Below are 17,549 nucleotides of genomic sequence, written 5' to 3'. Positions count from 1 at the left end.
GATCGGGAACTTCGGCCGGGTCGCGGACAGGCGGGGGTGTGGAGTTGTCGACATGGCCCGGGTGCTGGCCGGGGATCAGCCTGGCGACTGCGGGGGAAGTTGCGGGAGGGTGAGGCTGCGCATCAGCAGCCGGGGACCACGGGGAGGGCGCGCCCGCGCAGGGCCGCGCGGGCGCGGGCGACGCCGCTGGGGGTGGCGGCGGCACCCGTGCCGACCATGAGGGTTCTGCTGCCAAGTCCTGCGCAGGGGCGGCAGATTCCCGGTTGGGGCACCGGATCGTGGCAGCGGGCGCACTCGGGGTGGGCGGCCGGCGGGGTTTCTTCACGCGCGGGTGGGAGTTTGCGTTGGAGACGGCTACGGAGGATCGCCGCCGGGGAGTGCAGGGGTGAGGGCAGGCCGGGGATTCACCAGGCTCGGTACCACTACTCCCGCTGAGAAACCCGCCGGGCGGCGTGTTTCCGGGCGGCACGGCCGACAGCGGCCGTGCCGCCCGGGTCTTTGCCCCGGGCTCTACGAGCGGGCCGCGCGTTGGAGGGCGCTGGCGAGGAGGGCGAGGTCGGTGGGGCCGTTGCCGAGTTCGCGGACCGGGCGGCGGGCGGGCGGGGCGCCGAGCTGGAGCGGGTCTATCGCGACCACGGTCGGGCGCAGGGTCGCGGTGCGGGGGATGCGGCCGCTGATCCGGGCGGCCTGGAAGGCGGACACGCCGCCGTCCGGCAGGCGCAGGTAGCCGCGGCCGGGGGTGTCCTCGGGGAGGGCGGCGGCGTCGCCGAGGTGGATCAGCAGGTCGGAGTCGGCCGGGTCCTCGGTGCGCAGGGCGATCCGGAGCAGGGCGGCCTCGTCGACCACGGTGCCGGCACTGTCCTCCGGCCGGCCGGTGGTGACCGCGAGGTGGACGCCGAGCGGCCCGCCGCGGCGGGCGACGGCTGCGAGGGCGCGGGCGAGAGGGCGGCCGGCCGGGGATGTGGGGGCGAGCAGGGCGTCGTAGTCGTCGACGACGACGATCAGGCGGGCGGGGACGGGAGCGGCGGGGGCGCCGCCCGGCCGGGGTTCCTCAGCGCTGCGCTGCGGGACGACCCGGCGCGCCAGGGCCGATGCGGCTCCGACGGTGGCGGGCACCGGCATCTGTGGGCGGTCGGCGTCGACGCCCGCGTCCAGGATGCGGGCGGCGTGCCAGGAGGCGAAGTCCAGGCCGTCGAACAGCCGCTCGCGCAGCGCGAGTTCGTCCTCCAGGGCCTCCGCGGTGAGCAGCGCCTGGCGCGGGTCGGTGGCGGCGTTGACCCGCCCGGTGACGTGCGGCAGCTCGGTGCAGCCGTCCAGCCCTTCCTCGGTGGCCCGGCCCTCGATGATCGTGACGGCCAGCCGTTCGGGCCGCTCGGAGACGGCGAGCGAGGCGACCAGGGTGCGCAGCAGCTCCGTCTTGCCGGAGCCGCGCGCGCCGCCGATCAGCAGGTGCGGGCCGCCCGGGTCGGGGGAGGGGAGGGTGAGTTCGGGGTCGGCGAGGTCGAGCGTGCAGAGCTCGTCGCGGGTGGTGCCGAGCAGTGCGGTGGCGGCGCCGATGCCGCCGGCGTGGGCGTCCCAGCGGGCGGACAGCTTGGCCGGGGTGACGGTGTCGAGCTGGAGCAGGTCGAGCAGCCGCAGGGCGTCGGGCAACGGGCCGCGGGTGGTGGGGGCGGCCTCGCGCAGCGGGGCGAGGACGCGGGCCAGCCGTTCGGCCCAGGCGTCGGAGACGGCGTCCAGCGAGATCTCGTGCAGGCTGTCGCGGCCCCGGGCGCCGGGGCGGTTGAGGGAGAGGTGGGTGCCGACCTCGCCGGTGATCAGGGCGGTGGCGCCGAGGCCGCGGGGGAGCAGTTCGGGCTGCTCGGCGAGGCAGATCGGGAAGATGCCGACCGCCGGGCCCTGGCGCAGCAGCAGGTCGAGCGCCTGCCGGGCGGCGTCGGCGGCCGGGCGGCCGTCGACCACGACGACGGTGGCGGGGTGGCCGCCGAGGCCGATCGGGCCGCTGAGCCGGCTGGTGAGCTCGGTGAGCCGGGCGGTGGCCTGGTCGTCGTCGAGGCCGAGCAGGAGGCGGCAGTCCTGGCTCTCGGTGGGGCGCAGGTGGGGCAGCCAGAGTGCCCAGGCCCAGGTGTCGGCGCGGTCCTGTGCGCTGCGCGCGGGGTCGGCGTCGACGACGACGAGGCTGAGGCCGCTCGGCGGGTGCAGGGCGGCGAGCTGGGCGACGACGGCGCGGGTGAGCGCGTCCAGCCGCTCGCGCGGGCCGCAGAGGCCGAGGCTGCCGGCGGTCTGCAGGTCGAGGGTGACGGGGACGGCGGGCAGCAGCGTGCCGGGCGTGGTGCCGGGGCCGGCGGGGAGGTCGGCGGTGCCCAGCCGCAGGGTGAGCGCGTCGGGGTGGCCGGGGCCGCGCTCCCAGAGCCGGGGGCCGGGGCCGATCGCGTTGAGCAGCAGGGTGGCGAGGTCGGGCCAGCGCTCGCGCTGGGCGGCGGCCTGGCGGATCCGGACGGCGGCGTGGTGGCGCTCGGCGCTCTCCTGGCCGGGCGGTTCGGCGGTGCGGCCGAGCCGCAGCGAGAGCAGCCCGCCTCTGCGGCCGGTGGCGGGCTCGGGGGCGGCGGGCGGCTCGACGACGGGCGGCGCGGGCCGGACCGGGCCGGGGGCGGAGAGCTGGAGGTGGCCGTGGCCGTCGGGCAGGGCGGCCCGGGCGGGCTCGGCGGCGGGCTCGGGGGTGGCGAGCAGCAGGGTGGACTCGCCGATCCGCACCAGCGCGCCGGGGTCGAGCGGGACGGCCTCTTCCGCGGGGCCGGGCGGGACGATCCGGCCGTCCAGGGTGGTGCCGTTGGTGGAGCCGAGGTCGCGGACGCCGACCCGGCCGTCGTCGGCGAGGTGCAGGGACAGGTGCAGCCGGGAGACGTCCGGGTCGTCGAGCGGGACGTCGGCCTCGCCGGAGCGGCCGATCCGGATCTCCCGGCCGTGCAGCCGGTGCACGCCGCCGGCGTCGGGCCCGCCGACCACGCGCAGTTCGGCGGCCGCGGGGGCGTCGTCGGGGTCGTCGGCGGTCGGGTCGGGCTCGTTCAGGCTGAGCACGGCGCCGTCGAGCAGCGGGGGATGGCCGAGCAGGGTGTGCTCGTCGACGCGGTGCGCCCCGGCATAGAGGTGCACGTGGGTGGCGGACCGGGGTCCGCGCACGCCGACGGCTCCGGCGAGGGCCCCGGCGAGGGCGCCGAGCGTGGTGCCGACGGGCGCGGTGACCAGTACGTCCACGTAGGGGATGGCGGTGCCGGCGGCGGTCGGGCCGCTGCGCGGTCGGAGGACGGTCAGCCGGATCTGCATCTCGCCCGCGGGTCCCTTCTGCTGATGTGAAGCCTGGTACCGCTGCAGCCATGCGGCTGCGGCCCTCTTGTAAGAGTGGCGAGTGTCCATCCTGCCATCCGTCACGGACGGTCCGCGCACCGTACCGGATTTGACGATCTTGCGATCATCGCCATGTTGGAGGCGACGGACAGTCAGGTCAACCGGCGCCCCCGAAGGCCCCTTCGACGCATCCCTAGGGGATCTCCCCCAACCCGTCCCCCAGACCGTGCAGACGGCCTGCCGGTCGCCTCTGAAACGGGCACCGGCACCGTTAGAGTGGCCGCAAACAGGGGCCCGGCAGGCTCACCGCACCGGCGGAGGAGCGCCCCGCGCGGGCGGCACGGCGAGGAGTGCGACAGGTGCGGCCAGTCGGCAGCAAGTATCTGCTTGAGGAGACCCTCGGACGGGGGGCCACCGGCACCGTCTGGCGCGGTCGGGTGCGCCCCGATGTCGAGCTGCCCGGCAGCGAGCCCGGGCAGCTCGTGGCGATCAAGGTGCTGCGCGAGGAACTGGCGGCCGACCCGGACGTCGTGATGCGCTTCCTGCGCGAGCGCGCCCTGCTGCTGCGGCTCACCCACCCCAACATCGTCCGGGTCCGCGACCTGGTGGTCGAGGGCGAGCTGCTGGCCCTGGTGATGGACCTCGTCGAGGGCCCCGACCTGGCCCACTACCTGCGCGCCAACGGCCCGTTCAGCCCGATCGCGGGCGCCCTCCTGATGGCCCAGGTCGCGGACGCGCTCGCGGCCAGCCACGCGGACGGGATCGTCCACCGCGACCTCAAGCCGGCCAACGTCCTGCTCGCCTCCACCCTGGTGGACGGCACCGAGCAGATGCACCCGCTGCTGACCGACTTCGGCATCGCCCGCCTCGCCGACTCCCCGGGCATCACCCGCACCCACGAGTTCGTCGGCACCCCGGCCTACGTGGCCCCGGAGTCCGCCGAAGGCCGGGCGCAGACCTCCGCGGTGGACGTGTACGGCGCCGGGATCATGTTGTACGAGCTGGTCACCGGCCGCCAGCCGTTCCAGGGCGACGGCGCGCTCGCGATCCTCCAGGCGCACATGGCGCAGGAGCCGCAGCGGCCCAGCACCATGCCCGAGCCGCTCTGGACGGTGATCGAGCGCTGCCTGCGCAAGGACCCCGCGCAGCGGCCGAGCGCCACCTCGCTGGCGCAGGCGCTGCGGGTGGTCGCGGGCGGCGTCGGCGTGCACGCCTCCCCGGCGGCGGTGGACGCGGCGCTCGCCGTCGGCGCGCTGCTGCTGCCGGACCCGCAGCCGGCGTCGGTGCCGGGCACCGCCCCGGCCGCGCCGGCGGCGAGCGAGGACCGCACCCAGGTGCTCCCGGCCGGCCAGGGCGGCCCGCAGTACGACCCGGCCGCGGCGACCCAGATGATGGGCACCCAGCCGCCGCCGGCCGCCCCGTACGGCGCCGCGGACCGCACCCGGGTGATGCCGCCCACCGCGGTGCCCCCGCCCCCGCCCGGCCCGCCGCAGGAGCAGGCGCCGCACCCCTGGCAGACGCAGCTGCGCGCCGCCCGGGACCGCAACCAGCAGACCCAGGTCGGCTACTTCGGGCCGGAGGACTTCGAGGACCCGCAGGTCGCCCCGCCGCCCTTCCAGGCCGGACAGGGGGGGCAGCACGGGCCGGGGGGCTACCAGCCGCAGCCCCCCGGCGGCTACCGCCAGGCCCCGCCGCCCGGCTACGCCCAGCGCCCGCCGGTCGCCCCGCCGCCCTTCCAGGTCGGGCAGAGCGGCCAGGTCGGGCAGGGGGCCCAGGGCGGCGGCCGTCCGCAGCCGCCGGGCGGTTACCGGCAGGCCCCCGCCGGCTACGGGCAGTCGCAGGCCGGCTACCCGCCGCCGCCCCCGCCCACCCCGGTGCCGCGCCGGGCCGAGCCGCCCGCGCCGCAGCGCCGGGAGCCCCCGCAGCGCCGCGAGGAGCCGCCCGCACCGCCTCGCCGCGAGCCCGCACCGCCTCGCCGCGAGCCCGCGCCGCCCCGCCGTGAGCCGGCCCCGCCGCGCGAGCGCCGCCCGCGCAGCCGCAACCGGATGTACATCCCGGGGCTCGGCTGCCTCAAGGGCTGCCTGATGGTGCTGCTGGTGCTGGCCGTCGCCGCCGTGGCGCTGTGGAACTTCACGCCGCTGCCGCACTACTGGGACAACGTGCAGAGCTGGTACCACACCGCGAGCGACTGGGTGACCAGCATGTTCGCCAGCGCGAAGAAGTGACGCCGCGCCGGGCGGCCGTCCGTTCCCCGGACGGCCACCCGGAATGCAGGATTGACGCTTTGTCGACAATTTCGAAGATTTCTCGCCCGAGAGTGCCGGTCGAGGGCCGTCAGGCGGCCCGCGAGGGGGGCCGGGGCGCGTAGGTTGGTCGCTGTTGTCCCGCCCCACCGAGCGCGCCGGAACCCCCGGAGCGCTCCCGCGCCGCCCACGGAGCAGCATTGGCACGCAAGATCGGCAGCCGGTACACCGTCCACCAGGTGATCGGCCGGGGTTCGGCCGGGACGGTCTGGCGCGGTGAGGGACCGGACGGCCCGGTGGCGGTCAAGCTGCTGCGCGAGGACCTGGCCTCCGACCAGGTGCTGGTCGGCCGCTTCGTGCAGGAACGCGCCGCGCTGACCAGCCTCGACCACCCCCGGGTGGTCGGCGTCCGCGACATGGTCGTCGACGGCAGCGACCTCGCCCTCGTCATGGAACTCGTCCAGGGCACCGACCTGCGCTCCCGGCTCGAACGCGACGGCGCCCTGCCCCCGCAGACCGCCGCCTCGATCATCGCCGACGTCGCCGACGGCCTGGCCGCCGCGCACGCGGCCGGCATCGTCCACCGCGACGTCAAGCCGGAGAACGTCCTGCTCGACCTCGCCGCCGCGCCCGGCCCCGGCGGCGCCCCGCGCGCCAAGCTCACCGACTTCGGCGTGGCCCGCCTGGTCGACGCCCCGCGCCGCACCCGGGCCACCCGGATCATCGGCACCCCCGACTACCTCGCCCCCGAGATCATCGAGGGCCTGGAGCCGCGCGCCGCCGTCGACATCTACGCCCTCGCCACGGTGCTCTACGAGCTGCTGGCCGGCTTCACCCCCTTCGGCGGCGGCCACACCGGCGCCGTGCTGCGCCGCCACGTCACCGAGCAGGTGCCGCCGATCCCCGGCCTGCCGGACGGCCTGTGGCGGATCATCTCCGAGTGCCTGGCCAAGGCCCCCGCCTCCCGGCTGCGGGCCGCCGAACTGGCCGCCCGGCTGCGCGAGCAGCTGCCCGCGCTGGCCGGCCTGCCGGTGATCGCCGTCCCCTCCCAGGGCCGCGCCCCGGCCGAGGAGGCGCTCACCCCCGGCGAGGCCGTCTACGCCGAGGTGGACGCCGGGCCCGGCGTCCACAAGCGCCGCCGCGGCCCGGCCGTCCCGCTGGTGCCCGGCGCCGTCCCGGACTCCACCCGGGACACCCACACCAGTCTGCGCCGCCCCTCCGCGGACGAGCTGGCCGCGTACGCCGCGGAGTCCCGCGCCCAGCGCACCGCCCCCGGCACCGCCCACCGCCGAGACCGGCAGGTCCTGCTGCGCCGCCGCCGGCTGCTCGCCGTCGTGCTCGCCACCGTCCTGCTGCTGGCGGGTGCCGCCGCGGCCTGGACGGCCTTCGCGGCCGCCGCCCCGGACGCCGGTCACCCGGCCCGCCCGGCCGTGCACAGCACCGCCCCACGGGCGCCGTAGCGCCGGATCGGAGCGGGGCGAGAGGCCGGAAGACCCCGGTGTCGTCAGGACCACCCCCGGAACCATTACCCTGGGGGGCGTGGCAGCCGTCGATCCTTCCGAAGAGCTCAAGAACCTCGATACGACCATGGGGTCGATCGAGGCCGTCCTCGACCTGGACAAGATCCGGGCCGACATCGCGGTCCTGGAGGAGGAGGCAGCCGCCCCCACCCTGTGGGACGACGTCGCGAACGCGCAGAAGGTGACCAGCCGGCTCTCCTTCCTCCAGGGCGAACTGCGCCGCGTCGAGGGCCTGCGCGGCCGCATCGACGACCTGGGCGTGCTGTTCGAGCTGGCCGAGGCCGAGGACGACGCGGACACCCGCGCCGAGGCCGAGACCGAGCTCGTCGCCCTCCAGAAGGCCGTCGAGGAGCTGGAGGTCCGCACCCTCCTGTCCGGCGAGTACGACGCCCGCGAGGCGCTGATCAACATCCGCGCCGAGGCCGGTGGCGTCGACGCCGCCGACTTCGCCGAGCAGCTGATGCGCATGTACCTGCGCTGGGCCGAGCGGCACGGCTACCCCACCGAGGTGTACGACACCTCGTACGCCGAAGAGGCCGGCATCAAGTCCGCGACCTTCACCGTCAAGGCGCCGTACGCCTACGGCACGCTCTCGGTCGAGCAGGGCACCCACCGCCTGGTCCGCATCTCGCCGTTCGACAACCAGGGGCGCCGGCAGACCTCCTTCGCCGGTGTCGAGGTGCTCCCGGTCGTCGAGCAGTCCGACCACGTCGACATCGACGAGGGCGACCTGCGGGTGGACGTCTACCGCGCCTCCGGCCCCGGCGGCCAGGGCGTCAACACCACCGACTCGGCGGTGCGCATCACGCACCTCCCGACCGGCATCGTGGTCTCCTGCCAGAACGAGCGCTCGCAGATCCAGAACAAGGCGTCCGCGATGAACGTCCTCCAGGCCAAGCTGCTGGAGCGGCGCCGCCAGGAGGAGAAGGCGGCGATGGACGCGCTCAAGGACAGCGGCAGCTCTTGGGGCAACCAGATGCGCTCCTACGTGCTGCACCCGTACCAGATGGTCAAGGACGTCCGCACCGCGTTCGAGGCCGGCAACCCGCAGGCCGTCCTGGACGGCGACATCGACGGCTTCATCGAGGCCGGTATCCGGTGGAGGAAGCAGCGGGAAACCGCGAACCAGGCGTGAGGACGCCGGCCTCGATGACGATCAAGCACGGCATCGAGGCCGGCATCCGCCGGCGCGAGCAGCGGGAAACCGCCGCGCAGTGAGCACGGTGAGCACCGAAGACTGAGCACCGAAGACGAAGAAGGCCCCCGACCGAAGCGGTCGGGGGCCTTCTCGTATGTCTCGGAGTGTCCCGGGGTGCTCCCGGGGTCGTCCTCGGGCCTCAGGCCAGCGCCTGCCGGGCGATCAGCGCCACTGCGAGCAGTCCGGCGAGCAGGGCCAGCAGCATCGCGGGCGAGAGCGCGGCGAACGGACCGTGCTGCTCCTGCAGCCGGGCCCGGTTGGCTCGGCACACCGGGCAACGGCCATCGCTCACGCGGCCGTTGCAGTTGGCGCACACCAGATGGTCGCAGGTCATGCGATCTCCTCCTCGCTGCTGAGCCAACGCACCGGACGGGGCTTTGGTTCCACTTCTTGCCCTGTGCGGGGGAGCGGCCGGAACGCGGTCGCTTCCTCCACTCTGCCAGGTTCTGAACGTTCCGGCTCCCGCGCTGTGAGAAGCCCCAAAATTTTCAGGGCATAACCGGGCATTCTCCCCCAACTCCCGGCCGATGTCGCGGCCCGGCCCTGCAGGCCGTCGGCGGATTCGCGTATGGTCCCAAGCCGGGAGCGCCCTTTCCGCTCCTTTCGCCCGCCCCCGGACCCGGGCCGCCGGGGCGGATCGACCGAGGACTGGCGCCGCCTAGGATGGCCTCCGTGATGCAGCCGTGATCAGATTCGACAACGTCTCCAAGACCTATCCCAAGCAGAACCGTCCCGCCCTGGACAACGTCTCGCTGGAGATCGAGAAGGGTGAGTTCGTCTTCCTGGTCGGCTCGTCCGGCTCGGGCAAGTCCACCTTCCTGCGCCTGTGCCTGCGCGAGGAGCGCCCCTCGACGGGCGAGGTGCACGTGCTGGGCAAGGACCTGGGCAAGCTGTCCAACTGGAAGGTGCCGCACATGCGCCGCCAGCTGGGCACCGTCTTCCAGGACTTCCGCCTGCTGCCCAACAAGACCGTCGCGCAGAACGTCGCCTTCGCGCTAGAGGTGATCGGCAAGCCCAAGAGCGCCATCAACAAGGTGGTGCCCGAGGTGCTGGAGCTGGTCGGCCTCGGCGGCAAGGAGGACCGCATGCCGGGCGAGCTCTCCGGCGGTGAGCAGCAGCGCGTGGCGATCGCCCGGGCGTTCGTGAACCGTCCGATGCTGCTGATCGCGGACGAGCCCACCGGTAACCTCGACCCGCAGAACTCGGTCGGCATCATGAAGCTGCTCGACCGCATCAACCGCACCGGTACCACGGTGCTGATGGCCACCCACGACCAGGCCATCGTCGACCAGATGCGCAAGCGCGTCATCGAACTCGACAAGGGGCTGCTGGTCCGCGACCAGGCCCGCGGCGTCTACGGATACCAGCACTGATCCACCGGCGCTGAACCGTAGGGCCCGCCGGCCCGAGCCGTCCGACCAGCAGTACCGACCCTGGAGTTGTTACACGCATGCGCGCCCAGTTCGTCCTGTCGGAGATCGGTGTGGGTCTCCGCCGCAACCTGACGATGACCATCGCGGTCGTCGTCAGTGTCGCGCTCTCCCTCGCCCTCGCCGGTTCCTCGCTCCTGGTCCGCGACCAGGTGAACTCCATGAAGGGGTACTGGTACGACAAGGTCGAGGTGAGCATCTACTTCTGCACGAAGTCCGACGCCCGCAACTCGCCGCAGTGCGACAAGGGCGCGGCCACCGACCAGCAGGTCAAGGACATCAAGGACTCCCTGGACAAGATGGACTCGGTGGTCCAGTCGGCGACCTTCGAGAGCTCGCCCGAGGCCTACAAGCACTGGAAGGAGATGAACCCGGACAACCCGCTCATCTCCGTCCTGGGCCCGGACGCGATGCCGCAGTCCTGGCGGGTGAAGCTCAAGGACCCGACCAAGTACGACGTCATCCAGAGCGCCTTCGCCGGCAAGCCGGGCGTCAAGTCGGTCGAGGACCAGCGGAAGATCCTCGAGAACCTGTTCGGCCTGCTGAACGGTCTGCAGACCGCGGCCTTCGTCATCATGGTGCTGATGCTGTTCGTCGCACTGCTGCTGATCGTCAACACGGTCCGCGTGTCGGCGTACAGCCGACGGCGTGAGACCGGGATCATGCGCCTGGTCGGCGCCTCGAACTTCTACGTGCAGATGCCGTTCATCGCCGAGGCCGCGTTCTCCGCGCTGCTCGGCGCCGTCATGGCCTCGGGCCTGCTGCTCGGCGGGCACTTCTTCGTCCAGAACTGGCTGGCCGACCGGGTGCAGTTCATCCACTTCATCGGGCTCAGCTCGGTGCTCGCGGTCATACCGCTGCTGGTCGTGGTCGGTATGGGCATGGCCGGTGTCGCGGCGTTCTTCACGCTGCGCAAGTACCTCAAGGTCTGACCCCGCAGGGTCCAGCGGTCACCAACGACCCGGACGGCCCCGGACGGCACTGCGCCGTCCGGGGCCGTCGCCGTTTCGCACTCGCGTTCCGGCCCGCCGCGGCGCGTCCGGTGTCTACACTCCGATGCCATGCCAGAAACTCCGCGCAGGGCACGTCAGGTGGCCACCCTCAGCCTGGTGTTCGGCGCCGTGGTGCTGGCCGGGGCCGCCACCGGCGCCTGGGGCGACCCCAGCGATCCGCCGCGCCGCCCGTCCACCGAAGCGGCCCCGCCGAGGGCCGTCGCCGCCGGGGTCAGCGCGGACCCGGCCGGCAGCGCACTCTCCGAGCAGCAGGCCGAGCACCTGCTCGGCGCCAACGGCGACCGCTGGGGCGCCTACTACAGCGCCCAGGAGTACGCCGAGTTCAGCCAGGGCCTGGGCGGCCGCTACCTCGGTGTGGGCCTCTCGGTCGGCCGCGGCGAGGACGGCGCCACCGCGGTCTCCCAGGTCGCGCCCGCCGGGCCGGCCGCCGAGGCCGGGATCGCCCCCGGCGACCGGCTGCTGCGGATCGACCAGGACCAGACCGACCACCTGCCGGTCACCGAGGTCGTCGCCCGGCTGCGCGGCCGCGACGGCGAGCGCAGGGTCGGCTCCGAGGTCACCCTCGCCGTCCAGCGCGGCGACGGCGCGGTGCGCGAACTGCGGCTGCGTCGCGCCCTGCTGGACAGCCAGCAGGTCACCGTGGAGCACCTGGACACGGGCGTGCTGCGGATCACCGTGCGGGCCTTCACCAGCGGCGTGGCCGAACAGGTGCGCGCCGCGCTGCGCGCCCCGCACACCGGCGTGGTGCTCGATCTGCGCGGCAACTCCGGCGGGTTGGTCGAGGAGGCCACCGGCACCGCCGGGATCTTCCTGGACGGCGGTTCCGTCGGCTCGTACCAGGAGCGCGGCGGGACCAGGGAGTTGACCGCCCCGCCCGGCGGCGACCAGCGGACGCCCCTGGTGGTGCTGGTGGACGGCGGCACGATGAGTGCCGCCGAACTGCTCACCGGCGCGCTCCAGGACCGCAGCCGCGCCGTCGTCGTGGGCTCCCGCACCTTCGGCAAGGGCACCGTCCAGCAGCCCAGCCGGCTCGCCGACGGCGCCGTGCTGGAGATGACCGTCGGCCGCTACTACACCCCGGCCGGCCGCTCCCCGGACGGCACCGGCCTCACCCCGGACGTCCCCGCGGCTGCTGCCGAGGACGCCGGCGCGCTCGCACTGCGTGTGCTCGCGGGCCTCGGCACGCGCGCCTAAAGGGGCTGCCCCGCCCGCCCCGAAGTGCGACAATGACCGCGCTATGGCAAAGGAAACCGGACAGAAGCTGATCGCGCAGAACAAGAAGGCGCGACACGAGTACACGATCCTCGACACCTACGAGTGCGGCCTCGTGCTCACCGGCACCGAGGTGAAGTCGCTGCGCGAGGGGCGGGCCAACCTGGTCGACGGCTACGCCTACATCCAGAACCACGAGGCCTGGATCGACAACGTCTTCATCCCCGAGTACAGCCAGGGGACGTGGACCAACCACGCCGCGCGCCGCAAGCGCAAGCTGCTGCTGCACAAGCTGGAGATCCGCAAGATCGAGACCAAGGTCCGCGACGCGGGCCACACCCTGGTCCCGCTCTCGCTGTACTTCAAGGACGGCCGGGTGAAGCTCGAACTCGCGCTCGCCGTCGGCAAGAAGCTGTACGACAAGCGGCAGACGCTGCGCGAGAAGCAGGACACCCGCGAGACGGCGCGCGCGGTGGCGGCGGCCCGGCGGCGCCAGGGTTAATCCGCTGGACCCTCGCCCGTCGCCTCGCGTACTATGGCGCCAGCAACACGGACGGTCACCGTCCGAGCTGTTTCTCAACAAAACATGGGGATGATCGGTTTCGACAGGGGATGTTGAAACAGGGGAAGCGAGCCGAGGAACGCGGCAATGATCTCGTTAACCACGTGTCGCAAAAAAATAATCGCCAACTCTAAGCGCGATTCCCAGCAGTTCGCTCTCGCTGCCTAATAAGCACCGATAGCGCTTGGGTGTCAGACCGGGGGGTTCCCGACCCGGACCCTGGCATAATCTAGGGAACTCAACCGTCCGCCCGGGCTGCGAGGGTGGATGGGAAATCAAACAGCAGCTGGGCCTGTTGGCGGCTTGTCCGTGTGACCGCCAGGGCCGAGAAAAGCACAGCGGACTGCGCTCGGAGAAGCCCTGAATTAACTCCACTGGACCCGGGTTCGATTCCCGGCATCTCCACCACCCCATGTTCATACCGAAGGCCGTCCACCGCTCCGCGGAGGGCGGCCTTCGGCTTTCCCGCTCCCGGTGCTCCGCAGCCGCGCCGCCGGGGCGTAGGATCATCTGTCCGCTCGTTTTCCGGAGCCGGATTCCGCCGCAACCACCGAGGCCATGCAGAGCAACACGGACACCACCGCCGCCACCGACCACGAGACCGTCCGCGAACGCGAGATCGCCGGTGAGCAGCAGCACCTCGACACCGTCTACCACCGGCTGGAGGAGAAGCTCGCCGAGGCCGAGTACATCCTGGAGGACGCCGCCAAGCGGGTCCAGGTCGGCACCCCCGGCGCCCTCGCCGAGCGCGACGCCCAGGTCTACCGGGCCGGCGCGCACCTCCAGCGCCTCAACAACGAGTTCGAGGACTTCCTGTTCGGCCGGATCGACCTCCAGCAGGCGGACGCCCCGGAGGAGCACGGCATCCCGTCCAACACCCCGCTCGACCCGGCGGACCCGGCGGTGGCCGAGACCCTGCACATCGGCCGGCTCGGCGTGCTGGACGCCGAGTACGGCCCGCTGGTGATCGACTGGCGGGCGCCCGCCGCCGCGCCGTTCTACCGTGCCACCCCGGTCGAGCCGGGCCGGGTGATCCGCCGCCGGGTGATCCGCTCCAAGGGCCGCAAGGTGATCGGCGTCGAGGACGACCTGCTGCGCCCCGACCTCACCCCCACCCTGGACGGCCGCGAGCTGGCGGTGGTCGGCGACGGCGCGCTGATGGCCTCGCTCGGCCGCGCCCGCAGCCACTCGATGCGCGACATCGTCTCGTCCATCCAGAAGGAGCAGGACGAGGTGATCCGCGCCGCCGCGGGCGGCGCCACCCTCGTCACCGGCGGCCCCGGCACCGGCAAGACCGCCGTCGCCCTGCACCGCGCCGCGTACCTGCTGTACCAGGACCGCCGCCGCTACGCCGGGGGCATCCTGGTGGTCTCGCCGACCCCGCTGCTGGTCTCCTACACCGAGGGCGTGCTGCCCTCGCTCGGCGAGGAGGGGCAGGTCGCCATCCGCGCGGTCGGCTCGCTGGTGGACGGCATCGAGGCGGGCACCTACGACACCCCGGAGGCGGCCCGGGTCAAGGGCTCGGCCCGGATGGTGCAGCTGCTGCGCCGGGCCGCCCGGGCGGCGCTGGAGCTGGGCGCGCCGCAGGAGCTCAAGGTGGTCGCCCGCGGCGAGGTGCTCCGGCTGGACGCGGGCCGGCTCAAGGCCGTCCGGGCCAACGTGGTGGGCTCCGGCGGCACCCCGCTGAACCTGCTGCGCCCGCGCGCCCGCCGGCTGCTGCTGGACGCCCTGTGGCAGGAGGCCACCAGGCACCTGCCCAAGCCCACCGACCACTACGCCCGTGAGCAGCGCCAGGAGGAGAAGGAGTCCTTCGACGAGTACGTCTCGGACGAGGCGCCCTTCCTGGACTTCCTGGACGCCTGGTGGCCGGCCGTGACCCCGCGCCGGGTGCTCGGCACGCTCAAGCAGCCCCGGCACACCAACCGGATCGCCCGCCGCGCGATCACCCCGGACGAGGCGAAGCTGCTGGCCGCCTCCTGGCGCCACCTGTCCCGGGAGGGCGAGGGCGCGCTGTCCGCGCACGACGTGGCGCTGGTGGACGAGCTGCAGGTGCTGCTGGGCGAGCCGGTCCGGCCGAAGGTCCGCGAGGTGGACGCGGTGGACCTGCTGAGCGGCCTGGAGGAGGTCACCACCTTCGCCGACCGCTCCGCCCGCCAGCGCGAGCGTCAGCCGGTCGAGCGGACCGAGTACGCGCACGTGATCGTGGACGAGGCGCAGGACCTCACCCCGATGCAGTGGCGGATGATCGGCCGCCGGGCCCGGATGGCCACCTGGACGATCGTCGGGGACCCGGCGCAGTCCTCCTGGCCGTTCCCGCAGGAGGCGCAGGCCACGTTGGACGAGGTGCTGTCCGGCAAGCAGCGCCGCCGCTTCACGCTGACCGTCAACTACCGCAACCCGGCCGAGATCGCCGAGGTGGCGGCCAAGGTGCTGGCGCTGGCCGCGCCGGGCACGCCGTCGCCGAGCGCGGTGCGCCACGTCGGGGTGGAGCCGCGCTTCGCGGCCGTGGGCGACCCGTCGCCCGAGGCCTTCGGTGCGGCGGCCCGGGCCGAGCTGGAGCGGCTGCTGACCGAGGTGGACGGCACCGTGGCGGTGGTGGTGCCGATGGACCGCCGGGAGGAGGCTGCGGGCTGGGCCGAGGGCCTGGGCGAGCGCGTGGTGGCGCTGGGCAGCCTGGAGGCCAAGGGTCTGGAGTACGACGCGACCGTGGTGGCCGATCCGACCGGCATCGCCGGTGAGTCGGAGGCGGGCCTGCGGGTGCTGTACGTCGCGCTGACCCGGGCGACCCAGCGGCTGACCGTGCTGTCCGGCCCGGACGACCTGCCGGACGCGGCGGGCGTGCCCGCACTGCTGCACGGCTGACGGTCGGTCCGCTGCGTTCGACGCACGAAGAAGGCCCCTCACCGGATGGTGAGGGGCCTTCAGACGTTGGCGACACCGACCCGCCATGCTCGCCTCGCGGCAAGTGGTCCCTCGAAGGGACGAAGGTTGGGCCCGGGGGCTTGGATCGAGCCGGTGTCCCGTCCAATGTAACGCATCGGTCCCGGGAGGCAAGAAGTCCGTGACGCCGCCGTCGGCCCGGTTGTCGGATTCGCACACTCTATGAACGATATTTCTGGCTATCCCTTGGAAGGTGCGACGATCGAGGTCTAGCATGCGCAGGCGATGCCTTCAACAAAATGTTGAGCCTGCCGGAAGAGGGAAGAAGGAAGCGTCGATGGCGACGGTGCCCAGTGTCTCCAACTCGATCACGGTACGGCTGGAGGTCCCGGCCCGGGGCAACGCGGTCAGCGCGATCACCACGGCCGTCGAGTCCTCCGGCGGCTCGGTGACCGGCCTCGACGTCACCGCCTCCGGTCTGGAGGCCCTGCGGATCGACGTGACCGTGGCCGCCGCCTCGGTGGCGCACGGCGAGGAGATCGTCGAGAAGCTGCGGGCGATCGACGGCGTGTCGATCGGCAAGGTCTCGGACCGCACCTTCCTGATGCACCTCGGCGGCAAGATCGAGATGTCGTCCAAGCTGCCGATCCGCAACCGTGACGACCTCAGCATGATCTACACCCCGGGGGTCGCCCGGGTCTGCATGGCGATCGCCGAGAACCCCGAGGACGCCCGCCGCCTCACCATCAAGCGCAACAGCGTCGCCGTGGTCACCGACGGCTCGGCGGTGCTGGGCCTGGGCAACATCGGCCCGGCCGCCGCGCTGCCCGTCATGGAGGGCAAGGCGGCCCTGTTCAAGCGCTTCGCCGGCATCGACGCCTGGCCGATCTGCCTGGACACCCAGGACACCGACGAGATCGTGGCCATCGTCAAGGCGATCGCCCCCGGCTTCGCCGGCATCAACCTGGAGGACATCTCCGCGCCGCGCTGCTTCGAGATCGAGGCCCGGCTGCGCGAGGCCCTGGACATCCCGGTCTTCCACGACGACCAGCACGGCACCGCGATCGTGGTGCTGGCCGCCCTTACCAACGCGCTGAAGGTGGTCGGCAAGGAGATCAGCGACATCCGCGTGGTGATGTCGGGCGCCGGCGCGGCCGGTACCGCGATCCTCAAGCTGCTGATGGCCGCCGGTGTCGAGCACGCCACCGTGGCGGACGTGCGCGGCGTGGTCCACCAGGGCCGGGACGACCTCAACGACAACCTGCGCTGGATCGCCGACCACACCAACCGCTCGGGCCGCACCGGCAGCCTCAAGGAGGCCGTGGCGGACGCGGACGTCTTCATCGGCGTCTCGGCCCCGAACGTCCTGGACGGCGACGACCTGGCCACCATGGCCGACAACGCGATCGTCTTCGCGCTGGCCAACCCGGACCCGGAGGTCGACCCGGCCATCGCCCGGCAGACCGCCGCCGTGGTGGCCACCGGCCGCAGCGACTTCCCGAACCAGATCAACAACGTGCTGGTCTTCCCGGGCGTCTTCCGCGGCCTGCTGGACGCGCAGAGCCGGACCGTCAACACCGAGATGATGATCGCCGCCGCCCGGGCGCTGGCCACCACCGTCGCCGACGACGAGCTGAACGCGAACTACATCATCCCGAGCGTCTTCCACAAGGACGTGGCCAAGACGGTGGCCGCGGCCGTGCGCGAGGCGGCCCTGGCCGGCGCCCAGTCGGCCCCCGCGCCGGCCCGTCCGACTCCGGGCATCGTCGGCACGCTCGACACGGCGTCCTTCCCCACCGTCAAGCTCTGACCGGGGGGCCCGCGGCCGTGTCGCGGATCGGTCAAATGACCGGATAGTGCCCCGTACCCGCCCAAGCTCGCCCCGAACCCTTGCGACACAAGGGCGAGGGGCGTGTTTGGGCTTGTCGGGGCTAGGGCGTACGGTAGCCCTGCACGGGGCAGGCGTGTCCGACAAGTACGGAACGTCCCCCTGGTCTTCCGGCGTGTCGTCCCGACCGCCGCCCGCGCCCGGTCAGCCGGAGCCGACGGAGCGTCACACCTCCAACGGGCGGGCGATGTTCGGGCTGGCTCGGCCGAGGCCCGATTGGCTTTCTCGGGGCCGGTCGGGGCAGGATTCGTATCCAGGCAG

At 73.3% G+C, this 17,549-nt stretch carries 11 protein-coding genes and 1 other RNA gene; 10 read left to right on the top strand and 2 right to left on the bottom strand.

The window, feature by feature from the left end; translation table 11 throughout:
* Nucleotides 1-510: 510 nt before the first annotated feature.
* Nucleotides 511-3,321, bottom strand: coding sequence for an FtsK/SpoIIIE domain-containing protein (locus tag F7Q99_RS09260; protein WP_153460834.1), 2,811 nt, complete (start codon nucleotides 3,319-3,321; stop codon nucleotides 511-513).
* A gap of 380 nt (nucleotides 3,322-3,701) precedes the next feature.
* Between F7Q99_RS09260 and F7Q99_RS09255 the strand changes: the two genes are divergently transcribed.
* From F7Q99_RS09255 to prfB, 3 genes are all read left to right on the top strand, one after another.
* A complete protein-coding gene (locus tag F7Q99_RS09255) occupies nucleotides 3,702-5,567 on the top strand; it encodes a serine/threonine-protein kinase (protein ID WP_326846458.1) in 1,866 nt (621 codons plus the stop codon).
* A gap of 218 nt (nucleotides 5,568-5,785) precedes the next feature.
* Nucleotides 5,786-7,045 carry a serine/threonine-protein kinase gene (locus tag F7Q99_RS09250; protein WP_153460833.1) on the top strand — a complete coding sequence of 420 codons (1,260 nt, stop codon included), beginning with the start codon at nucleotides 5,786-5,788 and terminating at the stop codon, nucleotides 7,043-7,045.
* A 79-nt stretch (nucleotides 7,046-7,124) separates the two neighbouring features.
* Complete coding sequence (gene prfB / locus F7Q99_RS09245) at nucleotides 7,125-8,240, top strand: peptide chain release factor 2 (protein ID WP_326846457.1); 1,116 nt, start codon at nucleotides 7,125-7,127, stop codon at nucleotides 8,238-8,240.
* A 202-nt stretch (nucleotides 8,241-8,442) separates the two neighbouring features.
* On the opposite strand, the gene F7Q99_RS09240 is transcribed toward prfB, so the two are convergent.
* The gene (locus tag F7Q99_RS09240) at nucleotides 8,443-8,637 is read right to left on the bottom strand and encodes a hypothetical protein (protein WP_153460832.1); all 195 of its coding nucleotides are present in this window, start codon (nucleotides 8,635-8,637) and stop codon (nucleotides 8,443-8,445) included.
* Nucleotides 8,638-8,986: 349 nt separating this feature from the next.
* On the opposite strand from F7Q99_RS09240, the gene ftsE reads away from it, so the two are divergent.
* The 7 genes from ftsE to F7Q99_RS09205 all read left to right on the top strand — a co-directional run bounded on the left by ftsE (nucleotide 8,987) and on the right by F7Q99_RS09205 (nucleotide 17,210).
* Nucleotides 8,987-9,676, top strand: a complete 690-nt coding sequence (gene ftsE / locus F7Q99_RS09235) for a cell division ATP-binding protein FtsE (protein ID WP_063349173.1) — start codon at nucleotides 8,987-8,989, stop codon at nucleotides 9,674-9,676.
* A gap of 77 nt (nucleotides 9,677-9,753) precedes the next feature.
* Nucleotides 9,754-10,665: a permease-like cell division protein FtsX gene (gene ftsX / locus F7Q99_RS09230; protein ID WP_153460831.1), complete on the top strand. Its 912-nt coding sequence runs from the start codon at nucleotides 9,754-9,756 to the stop codon at nucleotides 10,663-10,665.
* A gap of 129 nt (nucleotides 10,666-10,794) precedes the next feature.
* Nucleotides 10,795-11,940 carry a S41 family peptidase gene (locus tag F7Q99_RS09225; RefSeq protein WP_153460830.1) on the top strand — a complete coding sequence of 382 codons (1,146 nt, stop codon included), beginning with the start codon at nucleotides 10,795-10,797 and terminating at the stop codon, nucleotides 11,938-11,940.
* A gap of 43 nt (nucleotides 11,941-11,983) precedes the next feature.
* Nucleotides 11,984-12,460, top strand: a complete 477-nt coding sequence (smpB, locus tag F7Q99_RS09220) for an SsrA-binding protein SmpB (RefSeq protein WP_153460829.1) — start codon at nucleotides 11,984-11,986, stop codon at nucleotides 12,458-12,460.
* Between the two features lie 86 nt (nucleotides 12,461-12,546).
* Nucleotides 12,547-12,928, top strand: a transfer-messenger RNA (tmRNA) gene (gene ssrA, locus F7Q99_RS09215).
* 150 nt (nucleotides 12,929-13,078) lie between these two features.
* On the top strand, nucleotides 13,079-15,382 hold the full coding sequence (locus F7Q99_RS09210) for a HelD family protein (protein ID WP_153460828.1): 2,304 nt from the start codon (nucleotides 13,079-13,081) through the stop codon (nucleotides 15,380-15,382).
* A 355-nt stretch (nucleotides 15,383-15,737) separates the two neighbouring features.
* Nucleotides 15,738-17,210, top strand: coding sequence for an NAD-dependent malic enzyme (locus F7Q99_RS09205; protein ID WP_153460827.1), 1,473 nt, complete (start codon nucleotides 15,738-15,740; stop codon nucleotides 17,208-17,210).
* Nucleotides 17,211-17,549 lie beyond the last annotated feature (339 nt).

It is taken from the genome of Streptomyces kaniharaensis, from assembly GCF_009569385.1.
GTDB classification, from domain to species: domain Bacteria; phylum Actinomycetota; class Actinomycetes; order Streptomycetales; family Streptomycetaceae; genus Kitasatospora; species Kitasatospora kaniharaensis.
The sequence above is the reverse complement of the archived record's forward strand: the minus strand, read 5'-3'. Positions and strand labels throughout refer to the sequence as shown.